Here is a 16,558-nt window from a genome sequence, read left to right on the forward strand (position 1 = left end):
TTAGAGGTGTCGGATCGCTGTGGCTGCGCCGGTGTCGTCGAGGACTCGGTCTCAGTCCACCTACAGGACCTGCGGCCGGGGTGCGGGCATGCCGTCAACGTCGGTTGAATCGTGACCCCTGTCCGGAATCAGAGTCAGTATTCAACCGGACGCGACACATGCCTCTGCCGCCCTGCTCAGGGAGTGGGTTTCGTTTGTCCGAATCAGGCAGCCGAATCTAGAATATCCGTATCGCCCGGGGCAGTTCCGGCCTATATTGCTGAGATCACGTCGTTGAACTACTTTGAGCCGGGCGCAGTTTCCCGCTGGGTGTTGGCGCTCCGGGGGGTGATCAAACCAGATGACCTTCAGATCATCGGGGAAGACTTCCCGGTCATCCAGGTTTGATCTTTGCTCATGGAGAAAGGGGGGCGGGTCATGACTGAATCGGACCCTCGCTCCGCCGGTTCGATACCGGCGCATGGAGTCCGACCTAGCGGCGGGACAGGGATCGCAGCGAGCGTGCTCGCCCTGCTGGGCGCAGCGCGCCGGCTGGTCGGTGCAATTGTTGCGATCGGCGTGTTCGCTGTTCTCGGCGATGACGTGATGCGTGCGACGGAGGCGCCGAACCGCACGATCCTGCTGATCTCGATTCCGATTCTGCTGGCCATCGGAACGGCATTACTGGTTGGAGGAATCCAGCTGTTGCGGAAGCGGCTGGCGGCCCGCACGCTCATCGTCACCGCATGCTCGGTTGACATCGCCTATGCAGTGATCGAATTCGTGGCCGTGAAGGCACTGGCAAGCAGCCTCGACATGATCGCGGTCGGCAGTCCCGCACTGTTGATCAGCGCGGTGATCTTCCCGATCATCACGATCGCGCTGACGATGAACAGCTCAACTGCGCGATGGCTCGACCACGGCAGCGCAGGCTTCGGGCAGCCGACATCTGAGCCCAGTCCGGTGCAGTGCCGGCAGGATGGTCCATCGCAGTCACTGAACCCGGCAGCGTCTCGCTCCGATGGACAGCGAAACCAGTTGGGTGCCGAGACAGCCTTGTCGGGACGGACCGACGCGACCGGCGGCGCTGGCCGAAACCTGGCGCGTGCACGCACAGATGCCGCGGCAACTGCGGCGGGGAGCGTTGCCGGGCAAAGTTCAACCACGAACTCACTGGCCGTGATCGCGGTTGTGCTCGGTGTTGTCATCGCTCCGCTCGCGATACCGTTCGGCCACATCGCGCGATCACAGATCAAGAAGACCGGCGAGCGCGGCAGCGGAATGGCCTTGGCCGGCCTCGTCCTCGGCTATCTTTCACTTCTCGTCATCGTAATCCTGGTGGTCGCTGGACTCGGCGCCGTACGTTCCGGTGACGGCGTAGCGGCTCAATTCACGTCCACTCCCACGACAACCGCTGCTACCGCCACAGACATCACAACCTGGAGACCACAAGAAAAGAAGGTTGCCGACCGGTTTCCCGGCCTCGTTTCTGCGGCGCCGAACGGCACGGGCTACATGGGCAGCGTCTGCACAAGCGGAGCGACTTCTACCTCTCCTTCGGGTGACATCCAATGCTCTGGCCCAGCCAGCTACCTCTATTTCAACGCCGTCTGCCTGCCAACCGAGAGCTTCGCCTACCCGGATTACCCCGAGACCAGCGCGGGAAAGACGGGCAACTTTCGCACCGAGAACTGGCAGCGCCCGTCAGGGACCGGCCACGTCTGGATCGGGGATCTCTGGGTCGGAGGGGATCACGGACAGACAGGCTGGGTGTATATCTACTTCGATCAGAAGCCACGCGCCACGTGCATGGTGTATGTCACCTGGTCCGATCATACTGGTGCCGACATCATGAACCAGTGGTGGCCGTCTGCACCGCTCTGATCGTCACCGGTCCAAGATCAGAGCACCCGCGACATCTTCAACTATCAAGCGCCCGAGCGCGTTTCGAACGGGTCAATCACGCCAGCCATGCCAAGTGCGCAACAACAGGAACGACTGACCCTCCTCATCCATCAGCCGAATCGTCGGGGGTGTGGCTCCTCTGTAGGGGCTGTTGATCAGGCGGCGAGTTGGTAGTCTCGTTGGGGTGGACGCGTTGGTGTTCTCGGGCGAGGTGGTGTCGCCAGTAGTCGCTGAAGTCGTGGTAGTCGATGACGGTGCGTAGGGTCAGGATTGCTTCGGTACCGGCCAATCCTCATCTCGCACCGCCTTTTTCGATGCTGTCGGCCACGATATGTCTGACTGCGCCTTCGATGACGCCGGTGGCTATGGGCCAACCGGCCGCGAGCGCGGTGTCGTAGTGGAGGTATTCGAGGTGGCTACGTAGGTAGCCGATGGCGGCCTCGGCACCGGCACGCTCAGCACGCCAGCTGAGGTTCCGGAGCTACTCCCACCTCAGGTGCGCCGTCTTCGTCCCGTCCTTGCGGTCCCCGGAATCATCCACCACCAGCACACCACCGGCGTGCGGCGCGGTGCCCGGATCGGCAAGCAGCAGTTGCAGCCGCCGGTCGTTGACACCGAACGCCGCCACGCCCATGCAGTACGAAAGTGTCCATTCGGTCGCCTTCATGCGCTCAGCATAGAACAAGCCCCGTGACCAGCGGGTTCGCCGATCACGGGGCTTGGTGCTACGAATCTCCTACGATTTATGTGAATCAGCTGCCGCGGCATGGGATTGGCTGCGCGCCCGAATACGCGCGGCCAGGCCCACGTGACAGTCAGCGCGTTGACATCACCATTCCTCGCTTGTGCAGTCAGAATGAGTGGGATTGCCGAGAAACCAGCATTCGGCCGATCCGGTGAACGGCGTCAAGAATATTGGGTACCCGGTGCCGGTCGGCTGTCCGTTGGCGGCGGGTGCGGGCTCCAGCGGAACCGCAGCCGCAGCAACACCCGCTGTTATGCCGCCACCGATGATTGCCGCCGCTGCAGCGCAACTGGTGAGTGCGCACCGTATCGAGAATCTTTTCGTTGTACTACCGGTGTTGAACATAGTGTCGCTCCTGGGGAGTCCGGCTCAGCTGGCAATCTTATGGCGTGGTCAGCATAACCAGGTCGAAGTGTCCATTTGGAAGGTTTGTCGATCTACAACCCTGCCAACCGCGATATCGTCACGATCTATACGAATCCGGATGACGACTGGGTGGGATCACACCAGGGGCCCCGGTGACAACGGTCGCCCGTGGCTGCGTCAATTCGAAGGTGTGATGTCCGGAGCGGTGTCTGTAAGAATCAATCATGCACGGGCGCAGTGTCTCTCACGCGAGGTGGGTGATGCTCCAGTTCCTGGAGCATGGCGGCAATCGGGCCCAGCGTCCGAGGTGGACTGCCACTCGTGTGATGGCACCGATCACGGTGATTCGACGAGCAGCGCCGCCGATGTCCACCACGATGCGGTCGATCGGCGCCGGATGCGGCGGGTTCGAACGGTTCCGCGGCCCCGCACGTGTATCGGCGTAACCAGGCTCCCTATCTGGTTGTGAATGCGGTGGCCGATGGTTGCGCCCGAAAGGCGGTCGGATGGTGGTGAGGTCGAGGTCCGGGCCACGGGTGCCGGACGATGCCGAGGCGCCCGGCGGTGGCCGGGAGCTGCGGCTGGTTTCCGGCGCGGGCTATTCGAGCTGGGAGGACGTGTACCGCGATAACGTCGGCTGGGTGTACGGGCTGATGTTCGAGAAGGTCGGAAACCGGCCCGATGCGGAGGATCTCACCACCGAGGTGTTCATGGCCGCGCTCAAGCCGCTGCGTAGCTCGGCGACCGTGCCGGAGGTCCGCGCCTACCTGCGCACCACCGCCCGCACCGTGCTCGCCGGACATTGGCGCACGCGGATGGGCCGGGAGATCACCGTCATCGACGATATCCCCGACAATCCTCCTGCACAGCAGGAGAATTCGAACAGCGCCGCACGTGCCCGGGTGGTCCTGGACCGGCTGCCCGAACGCTACCGCCGGATCCTGGAGTTGCGATTCCTGCAGGGGCTGTCGGTACGCGATGCGGCGAACGCGCTGGGCGTTACGGTGGCGAACGCGAAGGTGTTGCAGCACCGGGCGTTACAGGCGGCGGCCCGGCCGAGCGAGGAGGGCGCCCCATGAGTGAGGGAACTATGGACACAGCCGGGCTCTCGCTCGTGTCGGAATCGAGCGTCAGCGAGGCACGGCCATGAGCGAGCGGGAAGTCGATCGGTACGTCGACGATCTATTGGCCGGGCGCCGGCCACACTCGTTCCCTCCCGACGAGGCCGAGGCCGACGAGCTCCGGGCGGCCATCGGAATGCGTGCCGCCCGGCTCGGCGGCGATATGCCCAGCGAGGAGTTCCTGACCCGCCTGCATCGGCAGCTGGCCGACGAAATCGACGACAGTCCAAACGGATCCGCTCCCCACACCACGAGGCGCGCGGTGTTGATCGGATCATCGGTGGCCGCGGCTGCCGCCGCCGGCGGCGTGATCGACCATGAGCTCCTCACCGCTCCCGGCGGCAGCCAACCGGCCGCCCAGCAGACGATGACGCCCAATAACGGCGTCTGGCGTCCCGTCGCGGCTGCCGCCGATCTGCCCGAGGGCGGCACGCTGCCCTTCGACGTCGGCACCGTGAGCGGATTCGTGGTGCGGCGGAACGGGATCCCGATGGCGGTCTCCGGCGTGTGCACTCATCAGGGTTGCAAGCTGTGGCTCGACGCACCGGCCGAACGGCTCCGCTGCCCGTGCCATTCGACCTCCTTCACCACCACCGGGCAGGTTCTCACGCATCAGCTGCCGATAGCGCCCGCACCGCTGCCGGAATTCCAGGTGCGCGAAAAGCATGGTGCCATAGAGGTTTTCGTGCCAACCGAACCTGCGTGAGGGTGTAACCCCGGTCCCTATCTGTTGATGACGGCCCGCTCCCCGCGGGCCCACGGTATGGAGGCAGGACCGATGAGACGATTCCACGGACGACGAACCGCGGCCGCCGCCGCGGCAGCACTGATCGCACTGACGATGAGCGCGTGCGGCGGCGGGCACACCGCCCCGGACGACGCCGCACCCACCCCCGCCTTCCGGTCGGGCACGGTCGGCATGACTGCGGGCGCCCCCGCCCCTATGCCCGCTATGCCGGGCATGTCGTCGTCGGCCAAGGCTCCAGCTCCGGCGCCGGCTGGGCCGAACGCGTTGACCATCAACAACTTCGCTTTCGCACCGCAAACCTTGACGGTGCATGTCGGCACCGCGGTCACTTGGGTCAACCGCGACGAAGAGCCGCACACCGTCGCCGCCGAGGACGGCAGCTTCCGTTCCCCCGGTATGGACAACGGCGGGAGCTACACCTTCACCTTCACCAAAGCCGGTACCTACGAGTACATCTGCTCGATTCACCCGTTCATGCGCGCCACCGTTGTGGTGACACCGTGACGGAGCGGCCCGAGCACACCGACCCGCGAGACCCGCACGCCATGACGCGGCGTCAACTCATGCGCCACAGCGCCTGGTTCGGCGCTGCCGTCGGCCTGGCCGTAGTCGGCGGCGAGGTCGTCTCCCACGTCGCCGGCACCGCCGACGCCACACCGAACCGCCCGACCCTGCGGTTCGCGCAGATCAGCGACAGCCACATCGGATTCCAGGGCACCGCCAACCCCGATGTGACCGGCACCTTCACCGAGGCCATCGGGCAGGTCAACGCGCTGGGCTACCAACCCGACTTCGTCATCCACACCGGCGATCTCACCCATTTGGCCACCCCCGGACAGTTCGATCAGGTCCGGCAGATGATGACCGGGCTGTCCACGCCGCATATCTTCACCGTCCCCGGTGAGCACGATTCGACCGACGACGCCGGGCAGCGCTACCGGGCGGTGTTCGGGCAAGGCACCTCCGGCGACGGCTGGTACAGCTTCGACATCGCCGGTGTGCACGTCATCGGGCTGGTCAACACACTCAACCTGCAGAACCTCGGGCATCTCGGCGCCGACCAGCTCGACTTCGTCCGCAAGGACGTCGCCGGGCTCACCGACGACACCCCGATCATCGTCTTCAGTCACATCCCACTGTTCGCGATGTACCCCCAATGGGGTTGGGGCACAGACGATGCCGCACAAGCCCTGAGCTACCTTCGCCGGTTCTCCTCGGTCACCTGCCTCAACGGCCATGTGCACCAACTGTTCTCCAAGACCGAAGGCAACGTCACCTTCTACAGCGGCACCACCACCGCCTACCCGCTGCCCCACCCGGGCGACGGTCCGGCGCCGAAACCCCTCACACTCCCGGCGGGCAAACTGCACGCCGCGCTGGGCATCCGCGAGATCACCTACCGGAAGGGGCAGCGGCAGCTCGCGATCAAGGAACAGGAACTCAAATGATCAAGCGGCCAACGATTTCCGATCTCTTCCTGCGCCTCACCATCAGCGCGAGTCTCGTAGTGAGCGGATTTGCGCATGCCGAGCTCTACGGTCGCGGCTACCGCTCGATCCATGTCATCGGTCCCGCGTTCCTGATCCAGGCCGCCGCCTCCTTCGGGCTGGCCGTCGTCGTACTCGCTGGTCCCTGGACGCTGCGGGTGGCCACCGGCGGCCTCGCGCTCGGCGCGCTGGGTGCGTTCATTCTCGCGCGCACCACGGGACTGTTCGGTTTCACCGAGACCGGCTGGGACCCGGCTCCGCAGGCGGCCGTGAGCGTGATCGCCGAAACGCTGACGGTCCTGCTGTGCGCCGCCTCGCTACTGCCCATGTCCCGACTCCGGCGCGCCGACCGAAATCAGGTTGGCACGGCGGGTATTTCGGTCGGCGCTCGTCGGTCGTGCTGAACGGCTCGGGGCCGCGGGGGAGCGTCGGCTTGGCGCTGCTCATCGCTCTGCTGGAGGAGTGGTTCGTTTGTCCGAATCAGGCAGCCGATAGTTATACAGTTACCTATGGTGTGGGTCACAGTGGTCTGACCTGCCCCACCGGATGGGTTCCAAGTCGGGTTGCTAACTGACAGCCATACCGAAAGGCTGACCCGCGTGCCACGCGCTTATCCCGCCGAGTTCCGGACCCGAGCGATCGCTTTGGTCCGGGCAGGCAAACCGGCCAAGCAAACCGCAGTTGAGCTGGGTATCCATCCGGTCACGTTGTCGAAATGGTTGCGCCAGGACGACATCGACCACGGACTACGACCGGGCAAACCATCGGCGGAGTCAGCGGAATTGCGTGCGGCTCGCCGCCGGATACGAGAACTGGAAACCGAGTTGCCGAGCAGGTCCTGCGGGCCCGGCGTTCCATCCGATCTGGAAGGGGATCGACTCGGACACGATCACCTTCGCTGACGCTCACACCGGGCACGGCGACTTCCGCAACTGGGCGAAACTGACCGCCTACACCGTGCGCGCGCTGGGCAGACTCGACCGCGAGAAGGTCGACCAGGAGGTCGTCCATCCTTCCAACGTCGACACGAGCCAGCCGGAGTGGCAGATTCTCCCGGCGGCTCGAACATCGTGAATCGGTCTGGTCGGGGCCGTGAATCAGGTCAGGGGTGAATGTTCCAGCGAGTCAGCCATTCTCGCTCCTGCTGTTCCTTCTCTAGGTGGTAGGCCGCCGACGGCTCGTGCAGGTGCACTTGCGGAGCGGGCGAGGCCAGGAAATTGCCTTCGCTTTTGGCTGCCAGGCCCTGGCCGAGTTCGACGTAACACGCGCCTTCGCCGGTGAACCGGGTATCGGGGGCGTGATAGCCCAGATAACGGGCGACCTGGTGCGCGGCGACCTGTCCTTCTTCTTCGGCGAAGATGGCCGCTTTCGGCAGCGGTTTGCCGTTGGCCAGCGGCAGGACGGTGCTGTCACCGATGGCGAATACGCCCGGTGTGGTGGTGGCCAGGGTAGCGGGATCGACCGGGATCCATCCGGCCGGGCCGAGACCGGTCGAGGCGAGCGCCGCGCCCGGAGTGTGTGGCGGCACGACGGCGAGCAGGTCGAAGGATTCGCTTGTGCCGTCATCGAATTCGACCGTGCGTGCCTGCGGGTCGAGGGCGGTGGCGGACATGCCGCCGTGGAATCCGATGCCCTTGGCCGTCATCAGGGCAACCAGGGCGTTGCCGACCTCGGGTCCGGCCACCGGCATCGGCAACGGGTCCGGGGTGTAGACATCGATCCGCACGGCCTCGCTGGTGAACCGTTCACCGAGTTGGTCGGCTATCAGGAACGCGGCCTCGAACGGTGCGGCCGGGCACTTGAACGGCACTCCCGCGACCAGCACAGCCACTCGCCCCGACTCGACCGCCGCGAGCCGATCGTGCAGATCAGCGGCCCCGGCGAGGGTGTAGAACTGGCCCGCTACCCCGGTTTCCAGGGCCTGGGGCAGGCCCGGCAACCGCTCGGGGTCCAGGCTCGCGCCCAGCGCGATCACCAGGGCGTCGTAGCCGATCGACCCGCCGGGCCCGCAGTCCACGGTCCGGGTCGCGAGATCGATGCGTTCGATCTCGGCGGTGACGAGGTCCACACCCGGTAAGGCCGCCGCGGCGGGGCGGACGGCAACCTGCTCGGGGGTGCGCCAGCCGCGCAGCACCCACAGCATCGATAGGCCGAGGCTGCCGGTGAACGAGCGGTCGACCAGTACGATCCGGTCTTGTGCGGGCAGCATTGCACGCAGTTCGGCGGCGGCGGCCAGTCCGCCCACGCCCGCACCGAGAACGACCACCGTTTTATTCATGAGCTTCTCGTTTCCTGCGTCTCCGGATCAGACGTCGTTCGGATCAGACATTGATGACCTGATCGGCCCAGGCGGTCCAGTCGGCCAACTCCGCCATCGAGGAGCGGTGCGCGCCCTCGATCAGCCGGTCCTCGCCCATACCGCGGGCGTCCATGCACGCTCCGCAGTTGCCGATCTGTCCGCCGTTTGCGGTCAGCGCCGTGGTCATCTTGGCCAGGTTGGACGAGATCGCCCGCGTCGGCAAGGCGCTGGGTAATGGCCGCCGCCTGCAGATCCTGGACCTGCTGGCCCAAGGTGAGCGGACCGTCGAGGCGATCGCCACTACCACAGGAATGAACCTCACGACCGCGTCAGCGAACCTGCAATCGCTCAAAGCGGGCGGGCTGGTCGAGGCCTGCCGCGACGGGACCCGCCAGTACTATCGCCTCGCCGGAACCGACGTGGCGCGGCTGTTCGCCCTGGTACAGACCGTCGCGCAAGCCCACCTCGCCGACGTCGCGGTCGCAGCCGCCGAGGTGCTGGGCTCGCCCGAGGACGCCATCACCCGCGACGAACTCATCCGCCGCCGCGACACCGGGGAGATCACCCTGGTCGATGTTCGCCCGCACGAGGAATACGAGGCCGGACACATCCCCGGCGCGATCAGCATCCCCGTCACCGAACTCGCCGCGCGCCTGGCCGAGCTACCCGCGGACCGCGACATCGTCGCCTACTGCCGGGGCGCCTACTGCGTCATGGCGCCCGACGCCGTCCGGATCGCTCGCACCGCCGGTCGCGCACTCAAACGCCTGGATCAAGGCATGCTCGAGTGGGCACTCGCCGGACTACCCGTGGACGTCCAGCCAGCCTGGCCAGCGTCCAAGCCGGGGGGCGGCGTCTCGCACTCAGATGCCGCGGCGGTCGGTGACTCGCGGCGGTGAGCTGGTGTTATTCGTGGGGTGGTTCCCGGTGATGACGTGGTCGGCGTGGTTGAGGCCCTCGCGGACCAGGCGGGCCAGATGGCCGTCGCGGATGCGGTAGATCATCCGGCGGCCCTCGCGGCGGGTGTCGACCATGCCGGTGAAGCGGAGTTTGGCCAGGTGCTGGCTGAGGTGGAGTGTCCGGCTGATCGGCTGCGCTAGCCGATTCGCGAGATCCACGCAGAACCCGCTGTGCAGCAGAACAGATCCGATCGACCAGCGGCCCTACTCGGTGTGCGCGGCCCGAAAAGCACTGTGCCAGATCGGAATCGCCTCGCATTGGTGTGCGTCGGGTGGCAAAGTGGTTGCCGCGCAGGAAAGAAGCCCTGGTGGGTCGAGCAGGCACTCCCAGTGTTACCGGGAACCTGCTCGAGCGGAGATGAGAGGCTCGAGTGGAGTGACAGGGGAAGTACGCCGCCGGGTGGACCATCACACGGGGCGCGAGCATCGCCGGACCGAGCATCAAGTGTTTGTCCTGCGCGAGGAAACATTTCGGTGCGTGTTCGACAATGCGGCGATAGCGATGGCGATCGCTGACACCAGTGGCACTCTTCTGTACGCCAACCGCAGCTTGGCCGAGATGATCGGTGTTCCAGTCGAGCAGCTGCGGGGGATCTCGGTCTACCGCTTCGCCCATCCCGACGACCAGGACGAGATCGACACGGCGGTATTCGATCGCCTGGTTCGCGCGCGCGAGGGCACGGTGAAGCTGGAACGCCGGCTGCTCCGGGCCGACGGCAGCATCGGATGGGCGGCGTTCACGATCTCCTATGTGCAGGGCTCGAGCGGACTCCCGGACTATCTTCTGGCTGTCGGGGAGGACGTTACCGAACGGCGACGCCTGGACGCCGAATTACACCAGCAGGCGCGGTACGACGCACTGACAGGCGTGCCCAACCGACGGTATCTGCTGGAGCGGATCCAGACGCTGACCGCCGCGGTCGGCGGCAATGACCGGGTGGGGCTGTGTTTCGTCGACTTGGACCAGTTCAAACAGATCAACGACCGCTACGGACACGGGGTCGGTGATCAGGTCCTGCGTGCGGTCGCCAACCTCCTGCACGATGAGCTGACAGGGCAGGACTGCACCCTGGCCCGCATCGGGGGTGATGAATTCGTCGCCCTGCTCGCACCGCCGGTCGACGAGGTGCGAGTGGTTGGTGTTGTCGACCAGATGTTCTCGGCGCTGGCCTGCCCGATCACCGTCAATGGGTGCACGTTGTGGGTATCGGCCAGTATCGGGGCAATCATCGCGACCGCATCGAACACCGACGCCACTACCCTGCTCGACGCCGCGGACCGTGAGCTGTATCAGGCCAAGACCCGCAGCAAAGACCGATGGGTCATGCGCATCCTCGACACAAGCCCCGACGAGCCACCAGGCACAACACGGTCCGAGCAACCGCACTGATTCGGTAACCTGGTTCAACATCGCTGTCCGTCAGTCATTCGGGGTTCGTGATCCCCCTGCTGATCAGTGACGTCATCGACTCGGAATCCCTTACAGGGAACGAGAACCCGACGAATTGCGAACGATCACCCCGATCACCCCAGTCGATGAGAGCGGTAGCTCCGCAGTGCGCTACCGGACACGGCGAAGCGAGCCAGGGCATCCTCGTTCACATGGCCGATGCCATCCAGTGGCGGGTGCGTCGCTCGGAGGCGCCGAGCCCTGGTCGCGGTCGGGAATTCCCACGGCTCGACACTCCTGAAACCCGGCGAAGGGTCGAACCCGCTTCGCTGCTGGGGAGAGCTGGTGTTCATTGTCGGCGCTGCCGCCTAGAGCTCGAGGTTGCCGGCGGCTAGACCCCAGAACACGGTCCGGTCGATCGATCGGAAATCCCAGCCCTCGCTGATGATCTGCGAGGCGAAGACGATCGTAGATGGCGGTGCCCTTGGCCTCCAACTCGGCGATCACGTATGTAGTCGCGGTTTCCACGGTGTCCACACGCTGTTCTCCACTCGCTCGAAGGAAACGGTCGATCACCGAGCCTGTCCAGCTGGCCTGTCCAGCTTTAAGGATCAATCCGCCTTCGCGGAGCTAAACCTGCCCTCCGCCAACCCATTACGGCACGTCCGCCAGACCGGCCGCCCGGACAAGGCGTGAGTCGGGCATGTCTCGGTGCAGCGCGACCCGCAGCCCGGAGATCCGTTGCTATGTTCGGGGTGCCCCTGGCGGACACTATAAGGATGGGTCCTGCACTGAGCGGCGATTTTGCTGGGAGACGCCAACCCTTGATGCGGGATGTGAATATCGGAAGCCGGGTTGATGTCTGTTTGTCTGCATCGGTCGCGCCGTTGGTGGCTGTCCGTCGGTGGGCAGTCGTTGTCTCAGAGGTTGACCGTCTGGCTGAATCTGCCGCGCAGGCTGCGAACGGCAGAAGATCGCGCGATATGCAGCTACCGTGCGTGGTCATTATCGCGGTACGAGCTGGTTAACCGTGTCAGAAGTCTGTGCAGTCGAGCAACAATCGTCGTCACGCGGGCCCGCATGCCGTGGGTCTGAACGGTCGGTTGCTGGTGTGGTCGGCGTGCCCGGTATCCGGCGGGGGGATGGTCCAGGAGCCATTGCTGGAAGGTGTGGTGGCGGAATTGGTAAGCCTCACCGGTGATCCGGAGCAGTCCGGCTTCCCGCGCCCATTCCAGAAATGCTGCCGGGTTGGAGGAGAAGTCCGAGCCGAGCACGAAGACCGCTTTCGCGCACAGGTACCGCATGGTGGCCGCCGAGACGAACAACACGACCGTGAACATCGACACCAGCATGACCGGGATCAACCGTGCCACCATGGCTGCCGGAAGATGGAACGCCAGCCGGTACGCGAGCGCCATGCCCACTGCTGCGGGGAGCATGGTGATCGCTGCGAGCGTGCCACCGACGCGCAGGTCGTCGCGGATGACGGCACGTTCGTCGAGCCGGGGCCGTGCGGGCGGAGGAAAGAAGACGAACCGTATGATGATGCCGAACAGCAGCGTCCCGACGCACAGATTCAGCATTGCGAGGCCCACCCCGCTTGCGAGGCCGAAGATTCGTGTGGCCTCCACTCCGTTGATCAGACCGTAGGCCCCGCCGAGCAGGGATCCCAGACCTAGCGAGATCAGCCAACTCCGCGGATCGCGGAAGATCCCCGAGTATGTGGTGCGCCGGGCCGGAATGTTGCGGCGCAGCCCGCTGACCATCGCGAATGCGAATGTGCCGACGACGGACGCGGGAAGACCCCACGGCATGATGTGTGGGATGTTCCTGGCAATCCACCCAGCGACGCCGAACACGGTCGCCAGGACGACACCGGCTAGCAGGATGTGGGTGGTCCAGCACCGCTGGGGGCTGAGCTGCCAGATTTCGTCCAGCGCGATATCTGTGCCGTGGCGGGCTTGGATCCGTTGCCCGGCGAGCGCGAGCTGGTGCAGCCAGCGGTGGACCTTCTGGGGGTTGTACCGTCGTCGGTGCTTGTGAAGGACTGAGCCGGTGACCGCGGTCGGGATCATCGAGGCGAACAGGACTTGTTCGAGGGCGTCGGGGTCGCCCGCGCGGACCACGTCCTCGGCGCCGGCGCGCCCGTGCTTCTTGAGATGCGCCACGGTGAGGGTGAGCAGCCAGGGAGTGTGCAAGGCGGTGGCGAGCGCACCGTCGGGGTGCGCGGCCAGTGCATCGGTGACCGGAGCCCACTGGGTTTCTGCGATGCCGGTGTTTTTCCGGTATTTGCCGAGATACTCCTGGACTTCGGGTGTGGTCAGGTCCCGCAACCGTACTGTGGTCGCCGCGTGGAGTCCGGCATCCCCAGCCGGCCTCAGACCACGGGCGAGTTCGTAGGTGTCGGTGCGGCATATCACGATCACCGGTTGTGACCGCCACGGCGGTTCGTTCAGTTCATCGAGCAGTCGCCTCGCTTCGAGTGGCTCCTGGCCGATCGGATCGATCTCGTCCAGACCGTCCAAGACGGGCAGGATGCGCCTCGAGTTCACCAGGGCAGCGGCGATGGCGGCGTTGAGGTGGTAGTCGGTAGCCAGCACCTTGGTCAGGCAAGCATCGACGTCCGTGGTCTTGCTGTCCCAACGTGAGGCGTTGACCCGTACCGGGACCGGCACGCCGCCCTCGGGCCGATGCTCGAGAATGTCCAGCAGCAGTTCAATCGCGGTAACCGTTTTGCCCGCGCCGGCACCACCCAGAATCACCAGGCGGCGCGTCGGCTCTGTGCGGTAGAACATGCCGACCTCTGCCATCGTGCCGCTGTGAGCGCGACCCGGCACGTCGAAGGACAACCCGATCTCGGCGTCCTGGGCTACTACCCCGAGTTGCTCGAGTCGAGTGGTCTCGGTTTTCTTCACCAGATCGGCCAGGTCGTCCGCCTGTTTTCGTAGCGTCGTCGGCGAGGTGTCCGGATGCCGCCATCGCCACAGCTTGAATCCGGCAGATACCGCACCAGGAACGACCTTCGTGATAGTGGCGACTTCTCCGCCCGACATGACCCTCCGTTCGAACCCTCCGCCCCGAGCAAGCCCCATCGTAGAAGTTTTACGCCGCATCGGACAGTACAATCGACAGCGATTCAATACCATTGCGCATCAAGGTATTTCGCGCTTTGCTGTTCGTCCGAAAACAGACCGGACGCTTGCTCGACATTCGATGTGTCTACCCCGTACCGAACGTCCGCACGCCCAGTTCGCACCGAACGAGACGGATTACGGTCAGGCCCCCGCCGCCGCACAGTCACCCGACGAGCGCGAATCGGGCGATTCGGTGACAGAACGAGCGCACGCCAAAGCCAGCGATCCCTTTGGCGGACAGAATGTTTCACTCTTCGACTCGAGTCGTCAGCGCACGCACATGTCTACGTCCACCACCCGCAGCACCCTGAGCCGGGTGTTGGCCTGGCTCCGCTCATCGCCCAACTGGAGGAGTGGGTTTCGTTTGTACGAATCAGACAGCCATTCCGGAGTGATCAATGCTCCGAACACCAGCAGCGCCGCGAACTTCGTAACATCCGACAACAAGTCGCCGACAAGCTCGAACCGCTTGGCCGCCAGGCGATCCAGAGTGGCCAGCGGTGGACCGCCGGTAGTGCCGCGCGGCTGCGGATTCCTGTTCACATTCGGCCTGTGCCTGATTGCGACATTCGGCGATACGAGCACATGCTCCGTGAAGAGTCAGGGTAGGCAGGGCAAAGCGGCCACCAGCCGGTGCGCCACATGCGTCCGACACCGTTGCAGCCCTCGATCACTCACACCCGTTGCGGGAATCATTATGCAGCGGTCAGCATTTCCGTGCAGGAAAGCGCCGCCACCTGAGAGCAGACCCCTTTCAAGCCACGCCCGCACGGTAAAGCGATGGAACGCGAGCCATCAGCGAGCCACACCGCTACTGCTGGCAGGCAGCCGCTCAGAAAGCCTCCCACCGGATCCCCAGGGACCGATCCTGGCCGGGATCAGACCCCACCACCAGATCGAGTATCCGCCGAGCGTGCGATCGGTTGTCGCCTGAGCACTGATACACCAGCATCACTCGATATTCTTGCGGTGCAATCATTTTAGTGATAATGGATTGGCGTATCGAACTGGTGGCGGAGCAGTGCGTGAGCTCAGACGGGCTGAGTTGCTTTGTCCTGGTCGTCGCATCGTCCGATGTGCGTTCCCATCTTCGATGTGCCCTGCAAGTGCGCACGGGAACACGCCTGACCTGGGTTTTCCTGATCACGGTCATTCGGGAATGTCTTCGAAATCCCGCTGACCTGCGGAAATTGGGTCGCAGGTTGGTGCCCCCGGCGGGGCACATCGAACATGGGACTGGTGGCGACCTGCGTCCGTGAGGCCGAACACTCGCTGTCCCACCGACAGCCCCGCCGTTCCATAGCTGAGAGCAGTGACCACGCCGGCCACCTCGTGGCCGGGGATCGACGGTGTGCGGTCACGGCCGAGGCGATCGATCCAAGGTCGAGGGCCGCCGTCCCTGCGGCCGGATCCGTCACCACGATCGCTTTCATCTCACTCTCCTTATTGCTCGACCGTGCGGCCGGCATCGAATCGCATACCCCACGCAAGTGGTGATACTCGGAGCAGAAGCGATATTTTCGCAGGTAGATGACTTTTTGTTGGGTTTGCAACTGGCGTAACCGATCGGTAATTGCAGGAAACATCGTACGTAACGATCGGTTTCCACTCTTTGCCGCATGACAGGCAGAATGTATCCGCCCCGGGTCGGCGCCCCGGAATCCGGCGTGGGTCGCCGTTCGGCGCCTGCGCGCCGGATCCGCGACATTCTGCGGGCACGGATCCGCAGCGGCGTCTATGGTGACCGGCCGTTGCCCTCGGAACCGCAGCTGGCGGCCGACTTCGGTGTCAGCCGCAATATTGTGCGTGATGCCCTCGCGTTGTTGCGTGACGAGGGCCTGGTCGATCGGGTTCCTGGTGCGGGCACCTTCGTCGTGGCCGAGAAGGCTGTGCAGGGTTTGGACCGGTTGCGTGGTCTTGCGGAGACCTTCGAGACGGGTAGCGCTCGGGTCGTCAACCGGGTGCTTCTCGCCGAGGTGGTTCCCGCGACACCGATCGTGGCCGAGCGCTTGGAGCTCGAACCGGGGGCACCGGTGGTGGTGCTCGAGCGGATCCGTTACCTCGACGGCGCACCGCTATCGCTCGATGCGAGCTACCTGACCGCCGATGTCGGAGCTCCGCTGCTCGGGCTGGACCTGACCGGTTGCGACGTTTTCGGTTTGCTGGAGGCCGAACTCGGGCTGCCGCTGGGTTCGGCCGCAGTGTCGATCGAAGCCGTCGCGGCCGATCCGACAGTCGCTGGCCTGCTCGAGGTGCCCTCCGGGTCGCCGCTGCTGTTCCTGGAGCGGCTCACCTACACCGACTCCGGCAGACCGATCGATCTCGAATACGTCCGCTACCGCGGTGACCGGTTTTCGCTGTCGGGACGTCTGCACCGTATCCCGGTCACACCGAACCGCGGTGTGACTCCACCGAACGATTAGGA

General features: G+C 64.9%; 16 protein-coding genes and 2 pseudogenes. 11 read left to right on the forward strand and 7 right to left on the reverse strand.

Features of this window, described 5'->3' with window-relative positions; genetic code table 11:
• The first annotated feature begins 501 nt into the window (after positions 1–501).
• Positions 502–1,863, forward strand: coding sequence for a DUF4190 domain-containing protein (locus tag NV1_RS21225; RefSeq protein WP_067893966.1), 1,362 nt, complete (start codon positions 502–504; stop codon positions 1,861–1,863).
• A 502-nt stretch (positions 1,864–2,365) separates the two neighbouring features.
• On the opposite strand, the gene NV1_RS45150 is transcribed toward NV1_RS21225, so the two are convergent.
• On the reverse strand, positions 2,366–2,551 hold the full coding sequence (locus NV1_RS45150) for a hypothetical protein (protein WP_218027187.1): 186 nt from the start codon (positions 2,549–2,551) through the stop codon (positions 2,366–2,368).
• A 980-nt stretch (positions 2,552–3,531) separates the two neighbouring features.
• Between NV1_RS45150 and NV1_RS21230 the strand changes: the two genes are divergently transcribed.
• From NV1_RS21230 to NV1_RS44605, 7 genes and pseudogenes are all read left to right on the forward strand, one after another.
• Positions 3,532–4,074: an RNA polymerase sigma factor gene (locus tag NV1_RS21230; protein ID WP_067893969.1), complete on the forward strand. Its 543-nt coding sequence runs from the start codon at positions 3,532–3,534 to the stop codon at positions 4,072–4,074.
• 67 nt (positions 4,075–4,141) lie between these two features.
• Complete coding sequence (locus tag NV1_RS21235; protein ID WP_067893972.1) at positions 4,142–4,822, forward strand: Rieske (2Fe-2S) protein; 681 nt, start codon at positions 4,142–4,144, stop codon at positions 4,820–4,822.
• Positions 4,823–4,894: 72 nt separating this feature from the next.
• The gene (locus NV1_RS21240) at positions 4,895–5,368 is read left to right on the forward strand and encodes a cupredoxin domain-containing protein (RefSeq protein WP_373864639.1); all 474 of its coding nucleotides are present in this window, start codon (positions 4,895–4,897) and stop codon (positions 5,366–5,368) included.
• 41 nt (positions 5,369–5,409) lie between these two features.
• Positions 5,410–6,312 carry a metallophosphoesterase family protein gene (locus NV1_RS21245; protein WP_067893975.1) on the forward strand — a complete coding sequence of 301 codons (903 nt, stop codon included), beginning with the start codon at positions 5,410–5,412 and terminating at the stop codon, positions 6,310–6,312.
• Positions 6,309–6,755 (forward strand): hypothetical protein, encoded by a 447-nt coding sequence (locus NV1_RS21250; protein WP_067893978.1) that lies wholly within the window; start codon positions 6,309–6,311, stop codon positions 6,753–6,755. Before NV1_RS21245 ends, NV1_RS21250 begins: the two co-directional genes overlap by 4 nt.
• A gap of 195 nt (positions 6,756–6,950) precedes the next feature.
• Positions 6,951–7,178: pseudogene (locus tag NV1_RS42300) on the forward strand (transposase); the annotation flags it as partial.
• Positions 7,138–7,425: a hypothetical protein gene (locus NV1_RS44605; RefSeq protein ID WP_067893981.1), complete on the forward strand. Its 288-nt coding sequence runs from the start codon at positions 7,138–7,140 to the stop codon at positions 7,423–7,425. The pseudogene NV1_RS42300 and the gene NV1_RS44605, both read left to right, overlap by 41 nt.
• Before the next feature lie 28 nt (positions 7,426–7,453).
• On the opposite strand, the gene NV1_RS21260 is transcribed toward NV1_RS44605, so the two are convergent.
• The gene (locus NV1_RS21260) at positions 7,454–8,629 is read right to left on the reverse strand and encodes an NAD(P)/FAD-dependent oxidoreductase (protein ID WP_067893984.1); all 1,176 of its coding nucleotides are present in this window, start codon (positions 8,627–8,629) and stop codon (positions 7,454–7,456) included.
• A gap of 43 nt (positions 8,630–8,672) precedes the next feature.
• A complete protein-coding gene (locus NV1_RS42305; RefSeq protein ID WP_084525639.1) occupies positions 8,673–8,837 on the reverse strand; it encodes a DsrE family protein in 165 nt (54 codons plus the stop codon).
• On the opposite strand from NV1_RS42305, the gene NV1_RS21265 reads away from it, so the two are divergent.
• Positions 8,830–9,549 carry an ArsR/SmtB family transcription factor gene (locus NV1_RS21265; RefSeq protein ID WP_245713843.1) on the forward strand — a complete coding sequence of 240 codons (720 nt, stop codon included), beginning with the start codon at positions 8,830–8,832 and terminating at the stop codon, positions 9,547–9,549. The genes NV1_RS42305 and NV1_RS21265 overlap by 8 nt on opposite strands.
• Here NV1_RS21265 and NV1_RS21270 read toward each other — a convergent pair.
• A pseudogene (locus NV1_RS21270) lies at positions 9,514–9,735 on the reverse strand (hypothetical protein); the annotation flags it as partial. The gene NV1_RS21265 and the pseudogene NV1_RS21270 sit on opposite strands and share 36 nt — an antisense overlap.
• 232 nt (positions 9,736–9,967) lie before the next feature.
• On the opposite strand from NV1_RS21270, the gene NV1_RS21275 reads away from it, so the two are divergent.
• Positions 9,968–10,999 (forward strand): sensor domain-containing diguanylate cyclase, encoded by a 1,032-nt coding sequence (locus tag NV1_RS21275; protein ID WP_281181864.1) that lies wholly within the window; start codon positions 9,968–9,970, stop codon positions 10,997–10,999.
• 989 nt (positions 11,000–11,988) lie between these two features.
• Here the strand turns inward: NV1_RS21275 and NV1_RS21285 are convergent.
• From NV1_RS21285 to NV1_RS46885, 3 genes are all read right to left on the reverse strand, one after another.
• On the reverse strand, positions 11,989–14,052 hold the full coding sequence (locus NV1_RS21285) for an NACHT domain-containing protein (protein WP_067893994.1): 2,064 nt from the start codon (positions 14,050–14,052) through the stop codon (positions 11,989–11,991).
• A 348-nt stretch (positions 14,053–14,400) separates the two neighbouring features.
• The gene (locus NV1_RS45830) at positions 14,401–14,676 is read right to left on the reverse strand and encodes a hypothetical protein (RefSeq protein ID WP_067893997.1); all 276 of its coding nucleotides are present in this window, start codon (positions 14,674–14,676) and stop codon (positions 14,401–14,403) included.
• A 606-nt stretch (positions 14,677–15,282) separates the two neighbouring features.
• Positions 15,283–15,462, reverse strand: coding sequence for a hypothetical protein (locus NV1_RS46885; RefSeq protein WP_373864641.1), 180 nt, complete (start codon positions 15,460–15,462; stop codon positions 15,283–15,285).
• 290 nt (positions 15,463–15,752) lie between these two features.
• Here NV1_RS46885 and NV1_RS21300 point away from each other — a divergent pair, with 290 nt between their 5' ends.
• Positions 15,753–16,556: a GntR family transcriptional regulator gene (locus NV1_RS21300; protein ID WP_245713844.1), complete on the forward strand. Its 804-nt coding sequence runs from the start codon at positions 15,753–15,755 to the stop codon at positions 16,554–16,556.
• Positions 16,557–16,558 lie beyond the last annotated feature (2 nt).

Origin of the sequence: Nocardia vaccinii NBRC 15922 (assembly GCF_001613305.1) — a bacterium.
Taxonomy (GTDB): domain Bacteria; phylum Actinomycetota; class Actinomycetes; order Mycobacteriales; family Mycobacteriaceae; genus Nocardia; species Nocardia vaccinii.

Excerpts from the sequence above, each read along its gene's own strand:
- NV1_RS21285 (WP_067893994.1), bottom strand. The coding sequence starts at position 14,052 with ATGTCGGGCGGAGAAGTCGCCACTATCACGAAGGTCGTTCCTGGTGCG.
- NV1_RS21260 (WP_067893984.1), bottom strand. The coding sequence starts at position 8,629 with ATGAATAAAACGGTGGTCGTTCTCGGTGCGGGCGTGGGCGGACTGGCC.
- NV1_RS45150 (WP_218027187.1), bottom strand. The coding sequence starts at position 2,551 with ATGAAGGCGACCGAATGGACACTTTCGTACTGCATGGGCGTGGCGGCG.
- NV1_RS21240 (WP_373864639.1), top strand. The coding sequence starts at position 4,895 with ATGAGACGATTCCACGGACGACGAACCGCGGCCGCCGCCGCGGCAGCA.
- NV1_RS42305 (WP_084525639.1), bottom strand. The coding sequence starts at position 8,837 with ATGACCACGGCGCTGACCGCAAACGGCGGACAGATCGGCAACTGCGGA.
- NV1_RS21250 (WP_067893978.1), top strand. The coding sequence starts at position 6,309 with ATGATCAAGCGGCCAACGATTTCCGATCTCTTCCTGCGCCTCACCATC.
- NV1_RS21275 (WP_281181864.1), top strand. The coding sequence starts at position 9,968 with ATGAGAGGCTCGAGTGGAGTGACAGGGGAAGTACGCCGCCGGGTGGAC.
- NV1_RS21245 (WP_067893975.1), top strand. The coding sequence starts at position 5,410 with ATGACGCGGCGTCAACTCATGCGCCACAGCGCCTGGTTCGGCGCTGCC.
- NV1_RS21300 (WP_245713844.1), top strand. The coding sequence starts at position 15,753 with ATGACAGGCAGAATGTATCCGCCCCGGGTCGGCGCCCCGGAATCCGGC.
- NV1_RS21235 (WP_067893972.1), top strand. The coding sequence starts at position 4,142 with ATGAGCGAGCGGGAAGTCGATCGGTACGTCGACGATCTATTGGCCGGG.